This is a genomic window from Microbacterium sp. Au-Mic1, assembly GCF_021341785.1.
GTDB lineage: Bacteria > Actinomycetota > Actinomycetes > Actinomycetales > Microbacteriaceae > Microbacterium.
In genome coordinates, this window is the sequence record NZ_JAJTTF010000005.1 from 77,031 (window position 1) to 95,441 (window position 18,411).

Sequence of the window (18,411 nt, forward strand, 5' to 3'; positions counted from 1 at the left end):
GTGGTTTTCTCGGGCGTCACGGATCCGATCGCGGTGACCGCGGGAAAGCACGCACCGATATACCGGAGGCTCGCTCACGGACCCGGGAATCACCATCCGCGGATGGCGGATCCGCCTCAGGAAATCCGCCGGAAAAGCGCATTCCCGGCTGCGGCGAATGCGCACCCCACGGCGAGGATCGCGGCGCCCCCACCGGCGTAGGCGATCTGCAGGTGGCTGCCGTGGTTCTCCACCGTGATGAAGATGATGACGAAGGCGACGGCCGAGGCGAAGGCGCTCGCCCCCGCGATCCACCACAGCGCGGGCAGGGTCCGCGCCGGCGGCACGGCCTCCGGCACGCGCCAGAGCAGCAGCGCGATGCCACCCAGGCAGCCGCATGCCGCAACGAGCATGAAAGCCGCCACCACGTCGCTCGGCCGATGCCACTGCTGGATCACGAGCAGAATGCCGGTGAGTACAGCGAATGCTCCCCCCAGCACGGCCGCGAGCGGGCGCCAGCGCGGCGGGCTCACGACGAAGACGGCGAACGCTGCGGCGGCCGCGACGGTCGCATGCCCAGATGGGAATGAGTTGTCCAGCAGGTCGGTGGCTCCGGTCTCGGCGCGCACCAGGAACACGTGCTTGGCGAGTTCGGCCGCGATCACCGCGATCGTGCCGACGGCCAGGGCGACCACCAGATGCCGGAAGCGTCGCGTCACGAGGCCGATGACGAGCGTCAGCAGGATCCCCCCGCCGATCGCGATGGTCGGCACGTTCCCGAGCACCATGCCCGTCAGGCGGAAGACGGTGTCATGCTGCGAGGACGCCCCCACGAACGCCCGCTCGTCGACGATCTGCCCGATGTAGGTGCGCACGAAGAAGACGTACGTCGCCAGGAAGGCGGCCGCCAGGGTCACCGCAGCGATCGCGAACGACCACACTCCCCGTCTTGTCGCCATGCTCCCATCATGCAGGCCCGACCTGTGCGGTCGCTCACCAGTCCCTGCGGTCGCGCGCCGCGCGCAGGTCACCGCGAGCGCGCTCGTCGTCGTAGCTCACGACACCGGCGCGCCGCGTGAGTCGTCGGACGAGCCCCGCGTCCTCGGGGGGCAGCGTCCGCCCCTCCGGCACCCCGCCACCTCCGCGGCCCGTGCGCCTCGTGTCGAGCAACGGCATGGCGATGTGCACGAGCGGGCCGATTCCGAGGGCGAAGACCACCGTGCCGACGCCCACGGTTCCGCCGAGCAGCCAGCCGACCGCGAGCACCGTGAGCTCCACAGTGAGACGGGAGACCCAGATCGGCCAGCCGAGGCGGGAGTTCATCCCGGTCATCAGACCGTCGCGCGGCCCGGGCCCGAAGTGCGCACCGATGTACAGCCCGCTCGCGAGGGCGACCGCGAGCACCCCGCCGATGAGCAGGAGGATCTGCATGAGCAGGCCGTGCGCCGGCGGCAGGACTGTCACCGTGGCCTGGATCGCGGTGCCCACGAGAAGGACGTTGAGAAGCGTGCCGATGCCCGGCTTCTGTCGCAGCGGAATCCACAGCAGCAGCACGAGGAGTCCGACGATGTTGGTGATCCAGCCCACGCCGATCCCGGTGCGCTGAGCCAGGCCCTGGGCGAACACGGTCCAGGGGTCCACGCCGAGACCGGCGGTGATCATGAGCCCGTCTCCGACGCCGTAGAGCACAAGTCCGATCACCAACTGCAGCACCCGTCGTGTCATGGATCCATGATGCCGGAGAACTGGACTGTTGAGATCAGTCCAATCGTCCTAGGCTGGCCTCATGGACTCCCGGCTCTCCGCGCGCGCGCTGGTCGATCTGCTCGGCCTGTGGCGCACCAGCGAACCCGCGTTCGACGCCCTCGCCGACGCCATCCGCCTGCTGTGCCTCGACAACAGGATCGCCCCCGAGACGGCGCTTCCGGCCGAACGCGAGCTCGCCGCGGCGCTCGGAGTGAGCCGCACGACGGTGGCCGCCGCTTACCGCGCGCTGCGCAGCACCGGTCACATCGTCAGCCGGCAGGGATCCGGCAGTGTGACCCGCCCGCTCGGGCGCACCAACGCCGCTCGCTGGTTCGACCGCGAGGGCATCGACCTGCAGCAGGCGAGTCCTCCCGCCTGGCCGGGTCTTCCCGGGGTGATCGCGGAGGCCGCGACGTCGGCCACCGCTCTCGTCTCGCGCGCGGGCTACGACATCCTCGGCCACGCCGAGCTGCGCGCCGCGATCGCGAACCGGTACGCCCGGCAGGGGACCCCGACGCAGCCCTCGCAGATCATGGTCACCACCGGCGCGCAGCAAGCCCTGAACCTCATCGCGTCGACGCTGCTGCGCCGCGCGGACCGTGTGCTGATCGAAACCCCGAGCTACCCCCACGCGATGGAGACGTTCCGGCGGGTGGGGGCGCGGCTGGTCGGCGTGCCCGTCGACTCCGGGAGCGGCTGGGATCTGGACCGCGCCGCCCAGGCGTTCGCACGAACCAGGCCCGTCCTCGCGTACCTCATGCCCGAGTTCCAGAACCCCACAGGGCGCTCGATGAGCCTCGAGGAGCGCGCCGTGTTCGAACGCTCCGCACATGATGCCGGATGCGTCCTCCTCATCGATGAGACCACGGCCGACCTCGACATCGACGGCCTTCCGCGCGCGCGTCCGCTGGGTACGGCCGGCACCGGGACGATCCGGGTCGGATCGCTGGGCAAGTCGGTCTGGGGCGGACTGCGGATCGGCTGGATCCGCGCGGCCGACGATGTGATCCGGCGCCTGCGCGCCGCCCGGCCGACGCACGACCTGGGCACGCCCGACCTGGAGCAGGCCGTCGCGACCCGCATCGTGCACCGGCTCGACGAGATCCTCCCGCAGCGCGCGGCGCTGCTCGGTGCCGGCCGGGACGCCCTCACCTCCGCACTCCGACGCGAACTGCCGGACTGGTCCGTACCGCAGGTCCACGGCGGCGTCGCGATCTGGGCCGGACTGGGGGCGCCGCTCAGCTCGGCGCTCGTGATCGACGCCGCCGCGCACGGGCTGCACCTCAGCGCCGGCCCGAGATTCGCCGTCGAGGGGGGCCAGGAGCGCCACCTGCGGATCCCGTTCACGACCGAACCGCGCCAGCTCGAACAGGCTGTCGACATCCTCGCCGCATCGTGGGCACGCGTCACGGCGGGCTCGCCCCGCCTCTCGCCCGTCGCGGCCCTCGCCGAGGCGGTCGTGTAACCCACCGGCACCTGCCCGTATTCCAGGACACTCGACGAGATGACCCCGTCCGTGGTGGAGACGAAGAAACGGATCCGGTGGGACCGGATCCGTTTCGTGTTGTGGAGCCTAGGAGATTCGAACTCCTGACATCCTGCTTGCAAAGCAGGCGCTCTACCAACTGAGCTAAGGCCCCGTGTCGATGTTCGACGGGTTTCGACCGAATGAGCGGATCCAATTTCTCGGATCCGCTCACATGTCGGTGGGGCTACCAGGACTTGAACCTGGGACCTCTTCATTATCAGTGAAGCGCTCTAACCGCCTGAGCTATAGCCCCGTATCAACCTCCAAGACTTTACCGGACGTTGACACGATCGCGAAATCGAGCGGAGCTCGACGGCGTTCAGCTGCCTTCGCGCAGGGTGATGCTGCCCGCGGACAGGCGCGCATCGATGCGGTGGGTCGAGGACGAATCCTCCTGGAGGCGCGCGTCGATGGTGCCCGCCGACGAGTTCTTCTCGAGCGCATAGCGCCCTGCCGGCACCGTCACGTCCATGGATCCGGCGCTCACATCCAGGCGGACATCGTCGGGCTGGCGGCCCGAGATCGTCGCGTTCAGCTCGCCCGCCGACATCGACAGATCCGCGGTGGTCACGTCGTCCAGACGGAGCGTCGCGGATCCCGCGTTCACCGTGGTGGTCACGGTCCTCGCGCCCCCATCGAGGGACAGCGACCCGGCGTTCACCTTCGTGGTCAGCGTGTCGAATCGACCCTCGGTCGTGAGAGCGCCGGCATCCAGCTGCAGATCGGCCGTCAGCTCGCCCTCCAACTCACGGGGGAGCGTGAGCGTCATCTGCGGGTCGATCCCGAACCAGCCGCCGACCCACCAGCCGAACGGCCCGTTGGGACGGTCGACCCGCAGGACGTCGCCGTCGCGCCGAATGGTCCAGTCGCTGCTCCCCGTGCCGCTGACGCGCATGGTCGCCTCACTCACGTCGTCGAAGCGGATCGTGGCGGATCCTCGCCCGACTTCGACCTTGAGACCGGTGATGCCTGTCGTGTCGACACTGGTGCTGCGTGCCGCCGATCCGTCGCTCGAGGCGACCTGGGCGACGGCCGCGAGGGCCGAGCCGCCGCCGACCGTGACCAGCGCCCCACCGCCGATGATCGCTGCGGCGATCGTGATGGCGGCGAGCGTCCCTCGGCTCGGGGATGACGGGGGCGCGGGGGAGGAGGCGAGGGGATCCGCGGTGTGCGGCGTTCGTCCGCCGACCGGGTCGTGCTCGGGGGCGCTCGGAGGGGTGAGGTTCGTCATCGGTTCGTTCCTGTCTGTGCGGGTCCGGCTCCAGCGCCGTTCAAGCCGGCGCTGGAGATGTGGGCGATCGCGGCGAGGACGCGGCGGTTGCCGGACTCGTCGGGTTCCAGCCCGAGTTTCTGGAAGATGGCGGTGATGTGCTTCTCCACGCTGGCCTCAGACAAGAACAGCGTGGCCGCGATGGCCTGATTCGACTTGCCCTCCGCGATCAGCGCGAGCACCGTGCGCTCGCGCTCGGTGAGGCTTCGCATGCGGTCGTCCTGCCCCCGGCGGGTGAGCAGCTGCGCCACGACCTCGGGATCCAGCACCGTGGATCCGGATGCGATGCGCTCGACCGACTCGATGAACTCGGAGACGTCCGCCACCCGGTCCTTCAGCAGATAGCCGAGCGGACCCGCGGATCCCTGTGCCGATCCGCCCTGTGCGATGATCAGGTCGCTCGCATAGCGCTCCTCGACGTACTGGGAGAGCACGAGCAGCGGGAGCTGCGGAAGGCGCTTGCGCAGCGACAGTGCCGCGCGGATCCCCTCATCCACGAACGTCGGCGGGAGCCGGACGTCGAGGATGCAGAGCTCCGGAGACGTCGCATCCACGGTCTCGTCGAGGGAGTCCGCATCGCGGAGTGCGGCGACCACGTCGTGGCCAGCGTCCTCGAGGAGCCGCACGAGGCCCTCGCGGAGCAGGACGGAGTCCTCGCAGATCAGGATCCTCATGAGATGCACTCCTTCGGGGCGAGATCGCGGTGCTGGTCGAGAAGCGAGCAGATCAGGATGCGCACGGGACGCTCACCTCCAGGCTGGTCGGACCGCCAACGGGGCTGTCCAGACGGAACGTGCCGCCGGCCGCGAGCACGCGGTTGCCGATCCCGTCGAGGCCTCCGCCCGGGAGCACGGTCGCGCCCCCGATGCCGTTGTCCTCGACGCGGGCCCAGAGCGTGCCGCCGTCGCGCACCCGCACCACGACCCGGCACTCGCTGGCCCGGGAGTGCTTGGCCGCATTGGTGAGCGACTCCGCGATGGTGAAGTACACGGCGGCCTCGGCGTCGCGCGAGCACCGCCCGTTGAGCCGCACGTCGAGCACCACGGGCACGGGGGAGCGTCCGGCGAGGGCCGAGAGCGCCGCGTCGAGCCCGCGGTCGTCGAGCACCGACGCGTGGATTCCACGGGCGAGCTGGCGCAGCTCGGTGATCGCCGCCTTCGTCGAGGTGTGCGCCTCGGCGATGAGCGCCTTCGCGGCCTCCGGATCCGAGTCGATCTTCTGCTGCGCCATACCGAGGGTCATGCCGACGGAGACGAGGCGCGGCTGCACGCCGTCGTGCAGGTCCCGCTCGATGCGGGTGCGCTCCACGTCTGCGGCGCGCACGGCGCCGGCGCGCTGCGCCGTGGTGGTGCGCACCTGCTCGCTGAGGTCGAGATTCCGGTCGGGGGTGGCGACGATGCCGCGCGAGATCACCCGGTGCAGCAGGGCCACGCTGATGATGCCGACGACGCCGGCTGCCGCGCCCGCGCCGCCGATGAGCGGCGCCCAGGCGCTCGGATACCTCGTGCCCCAGCCCGTGTCGACCTCGCCGGTCGTGAACAACGGCGCGAAAGCCGTGACGGCCGACCACCCGAACCACGCCATGAGCCGCAGCACGAGGGATCCGAGCGCGCACGCGATGGCGAAGTTCGCCAGCGCGCGCCACATCCGCCCGTTGTAGGCCTGCCGCCAGAGCGAGAGCAGCCAGCCGCCGAAACCCGGGCGGTCGGTCGCGCGCCAGCGCAGGGCCGGGAGACCGAAGCCGTACAAGCCGTTCAGCCGGGCGATCTCGAACCAGGCCAGTCCGAACAGGGCGTAGACCAGACCCACCAGCACGAGGATCCCGATGCCGATGAAACTGAGGCCGAAGCCGATCCCCAGCGCGCCGCCGAGAATGCCGACCACGGCGGATCCGATCACGCCCAGCGCGGCGAGTTCGAGGATCGTGAGGAACAGTCGCACCGGAGTGCGCGCCGCTCCCGCGACAGGATCCGTCACGGGAGGCGGGGAGGAGGACGCTGCTGTGGTCATGGCTCCACGCTACGGGCGCAGCTGTGAGCGCGGAACGGAGGAACCCCGGGGATCCGGTTCGGGGTTTCCGTAAGACTCGCGGTTATGCATGCCTTGCCTGGATGGACGGCGGGCGCGTGCAGGTGCTTACGTTGACCCATGCGCGAACCGCGCGAACGGAGGGGTATCAAGTGACTGCAGCACATCCGCACGAACCGCACGGCACCGGTCTCGGGCAGCGCCTGAACTGGCTGCGCGCCGGGGTGCTCGGGGCGAACGACGGCATCGTCTCGGTCGCCTCCCTGGTGGTGGGCGTGGCCGGGGCGACGACCGACAACTCCGCGCTGCTGGTCGCGGGCCTCGCGGGCCTCATCGGCGGCGCCATCTCGATGGCGCTCGGCGAGTACGTCTCGGTGAGCAGCCAGCGCGACAGCGAGCACGCCCTCATCGCGAAGGAGCGCGAGGAGCTGCGCACGATGCCGGACGCGGAGCTCGCCGAGCTCACCGAGCTATACCGTCAGCGCGGCCTCAGCGACGACACCGCACATCGGGTCGCCGTCGAGCTCACCGCGCACGATGCGCTGTCCGCGCATCTCGAGGTGGAGCTCGGCATCGACCAGGACGATCTGGTGAACCCGTGGCATGCCGCGCTCTCCTCTGCGGTCGCGTTCACGGTCGGCGCCATCCTCCCGCTGCTCGCCATCCTGCTTCCGCCGCCCGCGTGGCGGGTGCCGGTCACGTTCCTCGCGGTGCTGATCGCCCTCGCCGCGACGGGCTTCCTCTCGGCGCGGATCGGCGGATCGAACCCGATGCGCGCCTCGATCCGCCTCGTCATCGGCGGGGCGCTCGCCCTCGCCGCCACCTGGCTCATCGGCACGCTGCTCGGCTCCGCGGGCGTGGTCTGAGGATCGATCCCGGATCCATCGACCGCGAGACTGCATCGCCGTCGCGAAACGGCAGCAGAGTCGTGCCGTCTCGCGACAGAGTTGCAGTCTCGCGGTCAGAGAACGCGGAAGGCCCGGATCCGAGGATCCGGGCCTTCCGCGTGTACGGGCGTCAGTTCGAGGTGAAGCCGACCAGCAGTCCGCCGGTGACCTTGACCGCGAGGTTGTAGATGCCGGCGACGATCGCTCCGAGCACCGTGAAGACGATGAGGTTGAGGATCGCGACGACGGAGCCGAAGGCGAGCACCTGCGGCAGCCCGACGACCGCGCTCAGCTTCGCGCCGTCGGCGATGCCGGAGACGAACTCGTCGGCCTTGGTCATCAGTCCCGTGGCATCGATCACCAGGTAGATGAGCAGGAACGAGACCAGGGTGACGATCGCGATGGCGATCGCACCGAGGAAGGACAGCTTCACTGCCGACCAGAAGTCGATGTAGACCAGGCGCAGGCGCACCTGCTTGCTGGAGGTCTTGCGGGAAGACTTCTTCGCGAGCTTGTCGGCTACCGTGCTCATGCGTCAGTTCCTTCGGGGGCTTCGGGGGCTTCTGTCTCGGGGGCCGCACCGGAGTCCTCGGACTCCTCGCTGTCGGCCAGGCCGCGCTCGGTGTTCCGGGCGATCGCAAGGATCCGATCGTCCTCATCGGTCCGGGCGAAAACCACGCCCATGGTGTTGCGACCCTTCGCCGGCACCTCGGCCACGGCAGAGCGTACCACCTTGCCACTGGCAAGAACCACAAGGACCTCGTCGTCCTCCTGGACGATCAGACCCCCCGCCAGAATGCCCCGGTCGTCGTTCAGTTTGGCGACCTTGATACCCTGACCGCCACGTCCCTGCACGCGGTACTCGTCCACCGAGGTGCGCTTCGCGTAGCCGCCGTCCGTGACCACGAAGACGAATCCGTCGCCCGTGACGAGCGAGGCGGACAGCAGGCTGTCCTCCCCGTTGAACCGCATGCCCTTGACACCCTCGGTCGCACGTCCCATCGGCCGCAGCGCCTCATCGGTGGCCTGGAAGCGCACCGACATGCCGTGCCGGCTGATCAGCAGGACGTCGTCGGTGGCGTCGGCGAGGAAGGCGCTGACGAGCTCGTCGTCCTCGCGGAGACGGATCGCGATGACACCGCCCTGACGGTTGGTGTCGTAGTCGCCGAGCCGGCTCTTCTTCACCAGACCGCCCCGGGTCGCCAGCACCAGGTACTGCGCCGCCTCGTAGTCGCGCAGGTCGAGGATCTGCGCGATCTTCTCGTCCGGCTGCAGCGCGAGGAGGTTGGCGACGTGCTGGCCCTTCGCATCGCGGCCGGCCTCGGGGATCTCGTAGGCCTTGGTGCGGTAGACCCGGCCCTTGTCGGTGAAGAACAGCAGCCAGTGATGCGTGGTCGTCACGAAGAAGTGCTCGACGAGGTCGTCGGCCCGCAGCTGCGCGCCCTTGACGCCCTTGCCGCCGCGGTGCTGCGAACGATAGTTGTCGCTGCGGGTGCGCTTGATGTAGCCCTCACGGGTGACCGTGATGACCATCTCCTCCTCGGCGATGAGGTCTTCCATCGAGACGTCGCCGTCGAATCCGTGCAGGATGTGGGTGCGGCGCTCGTCTCCGAAGCGCTCCACGATCGCGGTGAGCTCCTCGCGGATGATCTCGCGCTGGCGGCCCTCGTCCGCGATGATCTCCTTGTAATCGGCGATCCGCACCTCGAGCTCGGCGGCCTCGTCGATGATCCGCTGGCGCTCCATCGCCGCGAGGCGACGCAGCTGCATGTCGAGGATCGCCTGGGCCTGCTCCTCGTCGATGTCGAGGAGCTTCTGCAGACCCTCGTTGGCCTCCTGAGCCGAGGGCGAGCGGCGGATCAGGGCGATGACCTCGTCCAGCGCGTCGAGCGCCTTGAGGTAGCCCTGCAGGATGTGCATGCGCGCCTCGGCCTTGGCGAGGCGGAACTTGGTGCGCCGCACGATGACGTCGATCTGGTGGTCGAGCCAGTGCGTGATGAAGCCGTCGAGCGCGAGCGTGCGCGGCACGCCGTCCACGATCGCGAGCATGTTGGCACCGAAGTTGTCCTGCAGCTGCGTGTGCTTGTACAGGTTGTTCAGCACGACCTTCGCGACCGCGTCGCGCTTGAGCACGATCACGAGGCGCTGGCCCGTGCGGTCGCTCGACTCGTCACGGATGTCGGCGATGCCCGTGATCTTGCCATCGCGGGCCAGGTCGCCGATCTTCACCGCGAGGTTGTCGGGGTTCACCTGGTACGGCAGCTCGGTGATCACGAGGCAGGTGCGGCCCTGGATCTCCTCGACGCCGACGACCGCGCGCATCGTGATGGAGCCGCGGCCGGTGCGGTACGCCTCCTGGATCCCCTTCGTGCCGAGGATCTGCGCGCCGGTCGGGAAGTCGGGTCCCGGGATCCGCTGGATCAGGCCGTCGAGCAGCTCCTCCCGGGGAAGGCCGGGGTTCTGCAATGCCCAGAGCGCGGCGTCCGAGACCTCGCGCAGGTTGTGCGGCGGGATGTTCGTGGCCATGCCGACCGCGATGCCGATCGAGCCGTTCACGAGCAGGTTCGGGAACCGCGCCGGCAGGACGTCGGGCTCCTCGGTCTGGCCGTCGTAGTTCGGCGAGAAGTCGACCGTGTTCTCTTCGATGTCGCGCACCATCTCGAGTGCGAGCGGGGCCATCTTGGTCTCGGTGTATCGCGGAGCGGCCGCGCCCATGTTGCCGGGGGAGCCGAAGTTGCCCTGGCCGAGTGCGAGCGGGTAGCGCAGCGACCACGGCTGCACGAGACGCACAAGGGTGTCGTAGATCGCCGAGTCGCCGTGCGGGTGGTACTGGCCCATGACCTCGCCGACCACGCGGGCGCACTTGGAGAACGACTTGTCGGGGCGGAATCCGCCGTCGTACATGCCGTAGATCACGCGACGGTGCACGGGCTTGAGCCCGTCGCGCACGTCGGGCAGCGCGCGGCCCACGATGACGGCCATCGCGTAGTCGAGGTAGGACCGCTGCATCTCCGACTGCAGATCGACCTGGTCGATCTTGCCGTGGTTGTGCTCGGCGTCGGGACGGCTTTCGTCAGTCATGTCTTCTCTTCGTCTCAGCCAGTCGGTGTTGTCTTGGGGCCGGGCTCCGGGGATGTGATTCTGCGGAATCGGCGGGTTCCTTCCCGCTTCGCGGGCCCCTCCCGATATTCCGCAGAATCACATCCCCTGCGCCCTCCTCCGCAAGTGGCGGCGCAGTCCCGGGTTTTCGCTTTTTTGGTTGGGGGTCAGATGTCCAGGAAGCGGACGTCCTTGGCGTTGCGCTGGATGAAGCTGCGGCGGGACTCGACGTCCTCGCCCATCAGCACGCTGAAGATCTCGTCCGCGGCGGCGGCGTCGTCGATCGTGATCTGGCGGAGCGTGCGCGTGGTGTGATCCATCGTGGTCTCCCACAGCTCCTTGGCGTTCATCTCGCCCAGACCCTTGTAGCGCTGGATGCCGGCTTCCTTCGGGATCCGCTTGCCGTTCGCGAGGCCGTGCTCGAGCAGCGCGTCGCGCTCCGCGTCGGAGTACACGTACTCGTGCGGCGAGTTCGTCCACTTCAGGCGGTACAGCGGCGGCATCGCGAGGAACACGAAGCCGGCCTCGATGAGCCCGCGCATGTAGCGGAACAGCAGCGTCAGCAGCAGCGTCGTGATGTGCTGGCCGTCGACGTCGGCATCCGCCATGAGCACGATCTTGTGATAGCGCGCCTTGCCGAGATCGAAGTCCTCGCCGATGCCGGTGCCGAACGCCTGGATCATCGCCTGGACCTCTTTGTTGGCCAGGGCCTTGTCGAGACGCGCGCGCTCGACGTTGAGGATCTTGCCGCGCAGCGCCAGGATCGCCTGCGTGTGCGGGTCGCGCCCCTGCACGGCGGAGCCGCCGGCCGAGTCGCCCTCCACGAGGAAGATCTCCGAGATCGACGGATCCTTGCTCGTGCAGTCCTTGAGCTTGTCGGGCATCGCGGCCGACTCGAAGACGCTCTTGCGGCGCGCGGTCTCACGCGCCTTGCGCGCCGCCATGCGGGCGGTCGCGGCTTCGACGGCCTTCGTCACGACATTCTTGGCCTGCTTCGGGTTGCGGTCGAACCAGTCGCCGAGCTGGTCGCCGACCACCTTCTGCGTGAAGGCCTTCGCCTCCGTGTTGCCGAGTTTGGTCTTCGTCTGGCCCTCGAACTGCGGTTCGCCGAGCTTGATCGAGATGACGGCGGTCAGACCCTCGCGCACGTCGTCGCCGGTGAGGTTGTCGTCCTTCTCCTTGAGGATGTTGTTGGCACGCGCATAGCGGTTGACGAGTGTCGTCAGCGCCGCGCGGAAGCCCTCCTCATGGGTGCCGCCCTCGTGCGTGTTGATGGTGTTCGCATAGGTGAACACGTTCTCGGTGTAGCCCGTGGTCCACTGCATCGCGACCTCGAGCGAGATCTTGCGCGAGGTGTCCTCCGACTCGAAGGCGATGATCTCGTCGTTGACGACCTCGGCCTTGCGCACGTGGTTGAGGTACTCGACGTAGTCGACGAGACCGCGCTCGTAGAAGAACACGTCCGCGCGCTGGTGGGTGACGACGGTGCCGTCGACCTCCTCGTCGACCGTCGCGCCCTCGCGCTCGTCGAGCAGCTCGATGCGCAGCCCCTTGTTCAGGAACGCCATCTGCTGGAAGCGGGTGCGCAGGGTGTCGTACTCGAACTCGACCGTCTCGGTGAAGATCTCCGCGTCCGGCCAGAACGTGATCGCCGTTCCGGTCTCGGTCGTGGGCTCGCCCTTCTCGAGCTGCTGCTGCGGGGCGCCGCCGTCGGCGAAACGGTGCCTCCAGACGAAGCCCTTCTGCTTGACCTCGACGTCGAACCGGGTCGACAGCGCGTTGACGACCGAGGATCCGACGCCGTGCAGACCGCCGGAGACCGCATACGCGCCCCCGCCGAACTTGCCGCCGGCGTGCAGGATCGTGAGCACGACCTCGACCGTCGACTTGGTCGGGTCGGAGGAGTGCGGGTCAACCGGGATCCCACGGCCGTTGTCGATGACGCGGACGCCGCCGTCGGCGAGGAGCGTGACGAGGATCTTGTCGGCGTAACCGGCGAGCGCCTCGTCGACGGAGTTGTCCACGATCTCGTACACCAGGTGGTGCAGACCACGCGGTCCGGTCGAGCCGATGTACATGCCGGGGCGCTTGCGCACCGCCTCGAGGCCCTCGAGGATCTGGATCGAGTCGGCTCCGTACTCCACTTCTGGGGCAGGCTTCGCCGCCTCGGCGGGCACGGTCGGCTTCGTCGCGGATCCGGGTGCTTCTGCCCCCGTCTGGGTCGAGTCGTTCATGGTCGATTCGTGCGCGTCAGAGGGGGTTTCAGGCGTCATCTGAGGGGAGGCTCCACATCGAAGATCTAGACGCTCAGTCTATCGGAAAGACCCCTTCCTGTCTCGTTGTACGCGCTTCTGCGCGCCTGAAGTCCCCTGGGACGGGATGGATCTTGTCCTAACCGTAGGTATCGCGCGGACCGCGCCCTGGAGCGACTCTGGGGCCCCATTTCCATGAAGGAACGTCCGGCCCGACGAAGCGGATGTTCTCCACGCCGGCCTCCGGGTACCGCCGTCCGATCTCCGTGATGATCACCGCGCGCATGTACTGCAGGTTCTTCGCCCACGCCGTGGAGTCGCACTTCACGGTGAGCATGCCGCCCTCCAGCGACACCGGCTCGGAGTGCTTCGCGGTGTCTGGACCGGCCAGCTCCGCCCACTGCAGCACGAGGTCCTCGCGGCTGAGTGCCGCCTCCCAGCCCGCATCCTTGGTGAGCTTGGCGAGCACGTCGCCGAGCGTGCCGGGGTCACGTCCCGCGGTGAACGGCGCGTTCTCGTCGTCGACGAGGCGCTTCTTGCGCTTCCAGTTCTTGGAACTCGGCTTCAGCCCGCGGAGGCGCAGGTAGGTCGAGATCGTCTCCGGGACATCCTGCTCGTCAGGCCCGGTCATCGTCGACCTCGCGCTCATCGGTGATGGTGCCCGCAGAGATCCGCACCACGTGGCGATGCAGCACCTCGGGGATGTCCTCCTCCACGGCCGCGGTCACCAGCACCTGCTCGTAGCCGGCCGTGATGCCGGCGAGACGCCGGCGCCGCTCCGCGTCGAGCTCGGCGAACACGTCGTCGAGGATGAGCACCGGATCCCCGGCCGGGGATTCGGCCCGCAGCAGCTCCGCCGAAGCGAGGCGCAGCGCGAGCGCGATCGACCACGACTCCCCATGGGAGGCATAGCCCTTCACGGGCAGGTCGCGCACCCGCAGCACGAGATCGTCACGGTGAGGTCCGACCAGGGTGAGCCCGCGCTCGAGCTCGGCGGAGCGCTTCGCTGCGAGCGCAGTACGGAACAGGTCGGCCGTGGATCCCGGCGCGGATGCTTCCTCGGCGTCGTCCCCCTCTTCGGGGTCGCCGCCGCGGATCGACTGAGCCCAGTGCAGGCGCGGGTCGTGGTCCTCGCCGGCGATCGCGGAGTAGGCGTCGGCGAGCCCCGGCTGCAGATCTGCGGCGAGGCGGGAGCGTGCATCGATGATCTCTGATCCGAGCGCGACGAGCTTGTCGTCCCAGACGTCCAGCGTCGTCAGGGACTCGGCCTTCATACCGCGGGCGCGGGCGGACTTCAGCAGCGCCGTGCGCTGGCGCAGTACGCGGTCGTAGTCGCCGAGCACCGCGGTCATGCGCGGAGTGCGCTGGATCAGCAGTTGGTCGGCGAAGCGGCGCCGGGAGGACGGATCCCCGCGCACGATCTGCAGATCCTCCGGAGCGAACAGCACGACATGGGCGTACCGGGGCAGATCCGCGGTGCGTCCCGGAGCCCCGTTGATCCGCGCCTTGTTCGAACCCTGCCGGTTGATCTGCACCTCGATCAGGACTTTCCTCTGGCCGTGCGCGAGTCGTGCGCGGACGATGCCCGCATCCTGGCCGTCGCGCACCATCGGGGCATCGGAGGACACCCGGTGCGAGCCGAGGGTGGCGAGGAACACGATCGCTTCGGCGAGGTTCGTCTTACCCTGTCCGTTGCGGCCGACGAGGACGTTCGGGCCGCGGTGCAGCGCGAGTTCGGCGGTCGCGTAATTGCGGAAATCCACGAGGCTGAGATGCTCCACAATCACCCGAGCAACCTTACCCGCGGGCCCCGACACCCGGCTCGGGGTGGGGCTCCGGTTCAGAGCGCGCGGGCGACGTAGACCATGCCGCCCTCGCGGCGGATCTCGCTCATGCCCGACCGCGCCAGCACCGCGAGAGAGGCGAGATTCGTCTCCTCGGTGTCGGCGATCGCGCGTACCGCCCCGTGATCGGCCGCGATGCGCAGGCCCTCCGTGACAGCAGCCGTCGCGAGGCCGCGTCCGCGGGCGGCGGGGATCAACCCGTACCCGAACTCCACCGTTCCGGACTCGTCCGGCGGACCGAAGAAGCCGAATCCGCCGACCGCAATGCCCTCGCCATCACGGATGGCGTAGAGCGTGAAGACCGGATCCGCCTTTTCGCGAGCGGCGAGCGACCGCAGCGGCACCAGCTCGTCCTCGAACGGGTACTGGGGGTGCCAGTCGTCACCCGACCGCTCGTCGCGGGCGACGATCCGCGCCGCGAGCGCGGGATCGATCGGATCCAGTCTCATCCCGCTCAGCGCAGCAGGAGGTTCGGCTGCAGCAGGTACTTGAACGAGTCGAGGCCGGCCGCGTCGACCGAGGTCTGGCTCGTGATCAGCACCGGGCTGAGCTTGTTCGCATTGTCCGAGGACGTGAACGTGACGCGCACGAACTCGCTCTTGAGCGCGCCGAGCGCCTCGAGCAGGTACTGCGGGTTCAGGCCCAGCGTCACCTCTTCGCCGTTGAGGTGGGCGTCGACCGATTCGGACGCGCGGGCCTGTTCTCCGCCGGAGGCGTCCATGGTTACATCCGACGTGTCGAACGTGAAACGCAGCGGTGCGGAGCGGTCCAGCACGAGCGCGACGCGGCGCACGGCCTCGGTGAGGTCGGCGGTGTTCACCACGGCGTGGTGGTCGGTCTGCTCCGGGAAAAGACGGCGGACCGGGGGGAAGTTGCCCTTGATGAGCAGCGACGTGACGGTCTTGTTGCCCGCCGTGAACGCGATGATCTCGCGGTCACCGGCGCCCGAGAACGAGATCTGGATGGTGCCGGCGTGACCGAAGGTCTTGCCGACCTCCTGCAGCGTGCGGGCAGGCACGAGCGCCGTCTGCTCCACGGCCTCTCCGTCCCACGGCACGTCGCGCAGCGACACCCGGTAACGGTCCGTGGCGACGAGGCTCAGCGTGTTCTCGCCGACCTCGAGCTGCACGCCGGTGAGCACGGGCGTGACGTCGTCGCGGGATGCGGCGAAGGCGACCTGGGCGATCGCGGTGCCGAAGTCCTCGGCGGGCACGACGCCGCTGGTGCCGGACACCTCCGGGATCGAGGGATACTCCTCGACGGGCATGGCGGCGAGGGTGAAGCGGGCGGATCCGCAGCGCACGGCGATGCCGCCGTCCTCCTCGACCGAGATCTCGATCGGAGCGTTGGGCAGGCGGCTGGCGATGTCGGACAGCAGACGACCGTGCACGAGGATCGTGCCGGGCTCGTCCACCGTGGCCTCGATGGTCGTGCGAGCGGACGCCTCGTAGTCGAATGCCGAGAGCGTGAGCCCTTCGTCACCGGCCTCGATCAGCACACCGGCCAGGATCGGCTGCGGGTTGCGCTGAGGCAGCAGCTTGACGACGAAGGACACAGCTTCGCTGAAGACATCGCGATTGACCTGGAACCTCACGGCGCTCCTCCGTCGACTCGATGCGGAGAATGACATGCTTCTCCGCCCCATGGCACACACCAGGGGATCCCATGCTAATGCCACGCGGTGTCAGGTCCAGGTCGAAGTGCTCCGGATCGGGATCTATCCCCAGCCGGGCAGTGGGTGGTGATCGATGGACCGAGATTCGAAAGGAGTTCTTAACGGTGTTAACGCCTGTGGATACTGTGGATAAGTCTGGGGATGCTTTGCGGCTCTAGGGAACTACAGACGTGTGAGTTGTGGAGACCCTGCGGAAACAGTGGGGTTTCGGGCTGTCCTCTGCCGATCCGGTTCACCGAGTTATCCACAGATCGGGGGTCCTGATGGGGATTCCACACCGTCGCGATCCCGAGATATCCCCAAGTTATCCACATGTGGACTTCCGGGCGGGGCGGATGCCAGAATTCGCGCCGCTGACGCGGAAGGGTCGCTGACGGCGCTCCTGCGATCGCGGAGAGGGGGTCCCGTGTGGGGAGGGATCCGTGCGGAGGGTCAGCGCCGGCTGAGCTGGGCGGTGATCTCGGTGACCTGGTTGAAGATGGCGCGGCGCTCCTTCATGAGCTCGCTGATCTTCTTGTACGCGTACATCACGGTGGTGTGGTCGCGGTTGCCGAACAGCTGGCCGATCTTCGGCAGGGAGAGGTTGGTGCGCTCCCGGCACAGGTACATCGCGATCTGCCGTGCGGTCGCGATCTGCTGCGACCGGCTGGATCCGTAGAGGTCGTCTTCGCTGAGCTTGAAGTAGTTCGCCGTCGTCGTGATGATGTCGGTCGGCGAGATGATGCTGTCCTCGTCCTGATCGACGATGTCGCGCAGCGCGGTCTGCGCGGTGGCGATGTCGAGCGCGGAGCGGTTCAGGTTGGCGAACGCGGTGGCGCGGATGAGTGCGCCCTCGAGTTCGCGGATGTTGGACGACACCTTCGTGGCGATGTACTCGAGCACGTCGTCCGGCACGTGCAGCTGCTCGCTCTGCGCCTTCTTGCGCAGGATCGCGATGCGCGTCTCGAGGTCGGGCGCCTGTACATCGGTGATGAGGCCCCACTCGAACCGGCTGCGCATGCGCTCCTCGAAGCCGGTGAGGTGCTTCGGCGGCAGATCGCTGGTGATCACGACCTGCTTGTTGTGATCGTGCAGCTGGTTGAAGGTGTGGAAGAACGCTTCCTGCGTCTCCGCCCGGCCCTGCAGGAACTGGATGTCGTCGATCATCAGGATGTCGACTTCGCGATAGCGCGCCTGGAAGGCGGATCCGCGGTTGTTCGCGATCGAGTTGATGAAGTCGTTCGTGAACTCCTCGCTCGACACGTAACGCACCTTGACCCCGGCGTACAGCGACTGGGCGTAGTCGCCGATCGCGTGCAGCAGGTGCGTCTTGCCCAGACCCGGTCCGCCGTAGATGAACAGCGGGTTGTAGGCCTTGGCCGGCGCCTCGGCCACGGCCACGGCGGCGGCGTGCGCGAAGCGGTTGGACTGGCCGATGACGAAGTTGTCGAAGACGTACTTGGGATTCAGCCGCGACTCATGCCGGATCGGGGTCGGCTGCTGCTCGATGGGGGATTCGATCCGGGCGTTCTCCTGCCGACCCGGTGCGAAGTCGGAGACCGGGATCGGGACGGTCTGCTGCTCCACCATGTCGTGGTTGACCGTGACACGGAACGAGGTGACCTCGTCGCCGATGCGGGCGAGGGCTTCCATGATCGGCAGCCGGAGGCGCTTGTTGATCTGCCCCGCGGTGAGGTCGTTCGGGACCTCCAGGTAGAGAGTGGCCGTCATGACACCCGCCGGGACGGCGAGGTTGAGGAAGCCCTGCAGAGGAGCGGAGACGCGCTCGTCTCGGGCCAGCTCCGCGAGAAGTTCGTCCCAGATGGGGACTTCGGACTCTGCGGCTGCGGACATGGTTCCCCCGGGCGACTCGGCACAGCGGGCGAACATGGACACGCTGCCTGTGGATAACTGCTCGTGCCACGGTAGTCAGCCTGGGCCGCGAGGGCAACCTGCGACTGGGAACGGGCGACGGCGTGTCCCTGTTGAAGGATCCCTCCACAGATGTGGATAATGGTCCTTTCGCCTGCTCGGTTTGCGATGTCGGGGTCGACGTCGTAGCCTTAATCGGTTGACTTATGCCATTTCGGCAGTCTTTGTCCACCGTCTCCGGCCGCATCGATC

The 18,411-nt window shown here is 68.3% G+C and carries 15 protein-coding genes and 2 tRNA genes; 2 read left to right on the plus strand and 15 right to left on the minus strand.

Going from position 1 to position 18,411, the window contains the following annotated elements; all coding sequences use genetic code 11:
* Window positions 1–116: 116 nt before the first annotated feature.
* Together LXM50_RS08135 and LXM50_RS08140 are read right to left on the minus strand one after the other, a co-directional pair.
* Window positions 117–938, minus strand: coding sequence for a phosphatase PAP2 family protein (locus LXM50_RS08135; RefSeq protein ID WP_233310815.1), 822 nt, complete (start codon window positions 936–938; stop codon window positions 117–119).
* A gap of 34 nt (window positions 939–972) precedes the next feature.
* Window positions 973–1,704, minus strand: a complete 732-nt coding sequence (locus tag LXM50_RS08140; protein WP_308192512.1) for a hypothetical protein — start codon at window positions 1,702–1,704, stop codon at window positions 973–975.
* Window positions 1,705–1,765: 61 nt separating this feature from the next.
* Here LXM50_RS08140 and LXM50_RS08145 point away from each other — a divergent pair, with 61 nt between their 5' ends.
* Entirely contained in the window at window positions 1,766–3,190 is a 1,425-nt protein-coding gene (locus LXM50_RS08145) for a PLP-dependent aminotransferase family protein (RefSeq protein WP_233310816.1), read from the plus strand.
* Between the two features lie 102 nt (window positions 3,191–3,292).
* On the opposite strand, the gene LXM50_RS08150 is transcribed toward LXM50_RS08145, so the two are convergent.
* The 5 genes from LXM50_RS08150 to LXM50_RS08170 all read right to left on the minus strand — a co-directional run bounded on the left by LXM50_RS08150 (window position 3,293) and on the right by LXM50_RS08170 (window position 6,533).
* A tRNA-Ala gene (locus LXM50_RS08150) sits at window positions 3,293–3,365 on the minus strand.
* Between the two features lie 67 nt (window positions 3,366–3,432).
* Window positions 3,433–3,506: transfer RNA gene (locus LXM50_RS08155), tRNA-Ile, on the minus strand.
* Window positions 3,507–3,572: 66 nt separating this feature from the next.
* Window positions 3,573–4,484, minus strand: coding sequence for a DUF4097 family beta strand repeat-containing protein (locus LXM50_RS08160; protein ID WP_233310817.1), 912 nt, complete (start codon window positions 4,482–4,484; stop codon window positions 3,573–3,575).
* The gene (locus tag LXM50_RS08165) at window positions 4,481–5,197 is read right to left on the minus strand and encodes a response regulator transcription factor (RefSeq protein ID WP_233310818.1); all 717 of its coding nucleotides are present in this window, start codon (window positions 5,195–5,197) and stop codon (window positions 4,481–4,483) included. Before LXM50_RS08165 ends, LXM50_RS08160 begins: the two co-directional genes overlap by 4 nt.
* A gap of 52 nt (window positions 5,198–5,249) precedes the next feature.
* The gene (locus LXM50_RS08170; protein ID WP_233310819.1) at window positions 5,250–6,533 is read right to left on the minus strand and encodes a histidine kinase; all 1,284 of its coding nucleotides are present in this window, start codon (window positions 6,531–6,533) and stop codon (window positions 5,250–5,252) included.
* Window positions 6,534–6,703: 170 nt separating this feature from the next.
* Between LXM50_RS08170 and LXM50_RS08175 the strand changes: the two genes are divergently transcribed.
* Complete coding sequence (locus tag LXM50_RS08175) at window positions 6,704–7,417, plus strand: VIT family protein (protein WP_233310820.1); 714 nt, start codon at window positions 6,704–6,706, stop codon at window positions 7,415–7,417.
* 151 nt (window positions 7,418–7,568) lie between these two features.
* On the opposite strand, the gene LXM50_RS08180 is transcribed toward LXM50_RS08175, so the two are convergent.
* From LXM50_RS08180 to dnaA, 8 genes are all read right to left on the minus strand, one after another.
* Window positions 7,569–7,970 carry a DUF3566 domain-containing protein gene (locus LXM50_RS08180; RefSeq protein ID WP_233310821.1) on the minus strand — a complete coding sequence of 134 codons (402 nt, stop codon included), beginning with the start codon at window positions 7,968–7,970 and terminating at the stop codon, window positions 7,569–7,571.
* Window positions 7,967–10,519 carry a DNA gyrase subunit A gene (gene gyrA / locus LXM50_RS08185; RefSeq protein ID WP_233310822.1) on the minus strand — a complete coding sequence of 851 codons (2,553 nt, stop codon included), beginning with the start codon at window positions 10,517–10,519 and terminating at the stop codon, window positions 7,967–7,969. The genes LXM50_RS08180 and gyrA overlap by 4 nt, the downstream gene beginning before the upstream one ends.
* Before the next feature lie 185 nt (window positions 10,520–10,704).
* Window positions 10,705–12,771 carry a DNA topoisomerase (ATP-hydrolyzing) subunit B gene (gene gyrB, locus LXM50_RS08190; protein ID WP_374107818.1) on the minus strand — a complete coding sequence of 689 codons (2,067 nt, stop codon included), beginning with the start codon at window positions 12,769–12,771 and terminating at the stop codon, window positions 10,705–10,707.
* Between the two features lie 157 nt (window positions 12,772–12,928).
* The gene (locus LXM50_RS08195; RefSeq protein ID WP_233310824.1) at window positions 12,929–13,420 is read right to left on the minus strand and encodes a DUF721 domain-containing protein; all 492 of its coding nucleotides are present in this window, start codon (window positions 13,418–13,420) and stop codon (window positions 12,929–12,931) included.
* A complete protein-coding gene (gene recF / locus LXM50_RS08200) occupies window positions 13,407–14,576 on the minus strand; it encodes a DNA replication/repair protein RecF (RefSeq protein ID WP_233310825.1) in 1,170 nt (389 codons plus the stop codon). Before recF ends, LXM50_RS08195 begins: the two co-directional genes overlap by 14 nt.
* A gap of 53 nt (window positions 14,577–14,629) precedes the next feature.
* Window positions 14,630–15,082 (minus strand): GNAT family N-acetyltransferase, encoded by a 453-nt coding sequence (locus LXM50_RS08205; RefSeq protein WP_233310826.1) that lies wholly within the window; start codon window positions 15,080–15,082, stop codon window positions 14,630–14,632.
* A gap of 5 nt (window positions 15,083–15,087) precedes the next feature.
* Window positions 15,088–16,227 carry a DNA polymerase III subunit beta gene (gene dnaN, locus LXM50_RS08210; protein WP_233310827.1) on the minus strand — a complete coding sequence of 380 codons (1,140 nt, stop codon included), beginning with the start codon at window positions 16,225–16,227 and terminating at the stop codon, window positions 15,088–15,090.
* 513 nt (window positions 16,228–16,740) lie between these two features.
* The gene (dnaA, locus tag LXM50_RS08215) at window positions 16,741–18,141 is read right to left on the minus strand and encodes a chromosomal replication initiator protein DnaA (RefSeq protein ID WP_233310828.1); all 1,401 of its coding nucleotides are present in this window, start codon (window positions 18,139–18,141) and stop codon (window positions 16,741–16,743) included.
* Window positions 18,142–18,411 lie beyond the last annotated feature (270 nt).

Coding starts and splice junctions, on each gene's coding strand:
- LXM50_RS08135 (WP_233310815.1), bottom strand. CDS start 938: ATGGCGACAAGACGGGGAGTGTGGTCGTTCGCGATCGCTGCGGTGACC.
- LXM50_RS08140 (WP_308192512.1), bottom strand. CDS start 1,704: ATGACACGACGGGTGCTGCAGTTGGTGATCGGACTTGTGCTCTACGGC.
- LXM50_RS08145 (WP_233310816.1), top strand. CDS start 1,766: ATGGACTCCCGGCTCTCCGCGCGCGCGCTGGTCGATCTGCTCGGCCTG.
- LXM50_RS08160 (WP_233310817.1), bottom strand. CDS start 4,484: ATGACGAACCTCACCCCTCCGAGCGCCCCCGAGCACGACCCGGTCGGC.
- LXM50_RS08165 (WP_233310818.1), bottom strand. CDS start 5,197: ATGAGGATCCTGATCTGCGAGGACTCCGTCCTGCTCCGCGAGGGCCTC.
- LXM50_RS08170 (WP_233310819.1), bottom strand. CDS start 6,533: ATGACCACAGCAGCGTCCTCCTCCCCGCCTCCCGTGACGGATCCTGTC.
- LXM50_RS08180 (WP_233310821.1), bottom strand. CDS start 7,970: ATGAGCACGGTAGCCGACAAGCTCGCGAAGAAGTCTTCCCGCAAGACC.
- gyrA (WP_233310822.1), bottom strand. CDS start 10,519: ATGACTGACGAAAGCCGTCCCGACGCCGAGCACAACCACGGCAAGATC.
- gyrB (WP_374107818.1), bottom strand. CDS start 12,771: ATGAACGACTCGACCCAGACGGGGGCAGAAGCACCCGGATCCGCGACG.
- LXM50_RS08195 (WP_233310824.1), bottom strand. CDS start 13,420: ATGACCGGGCCTGACGAGCAGGATGTCCCGGAGACGATCTCGACCTAC.
- LXM50_RS08205 (WP_233310826.1), bottom strand. CDS start 15,082: ATGAGACTGGATCCGATCGATCCCGCGCTCGCGGCGCGGATCGTCGCC.
- dnaA (WP_233310828.1), bottom strand. CDS start 18,141: ATGTCCGCAGCCGCAGAGTCCGAAGTCCCCATCTGGGACGAACTTCTC.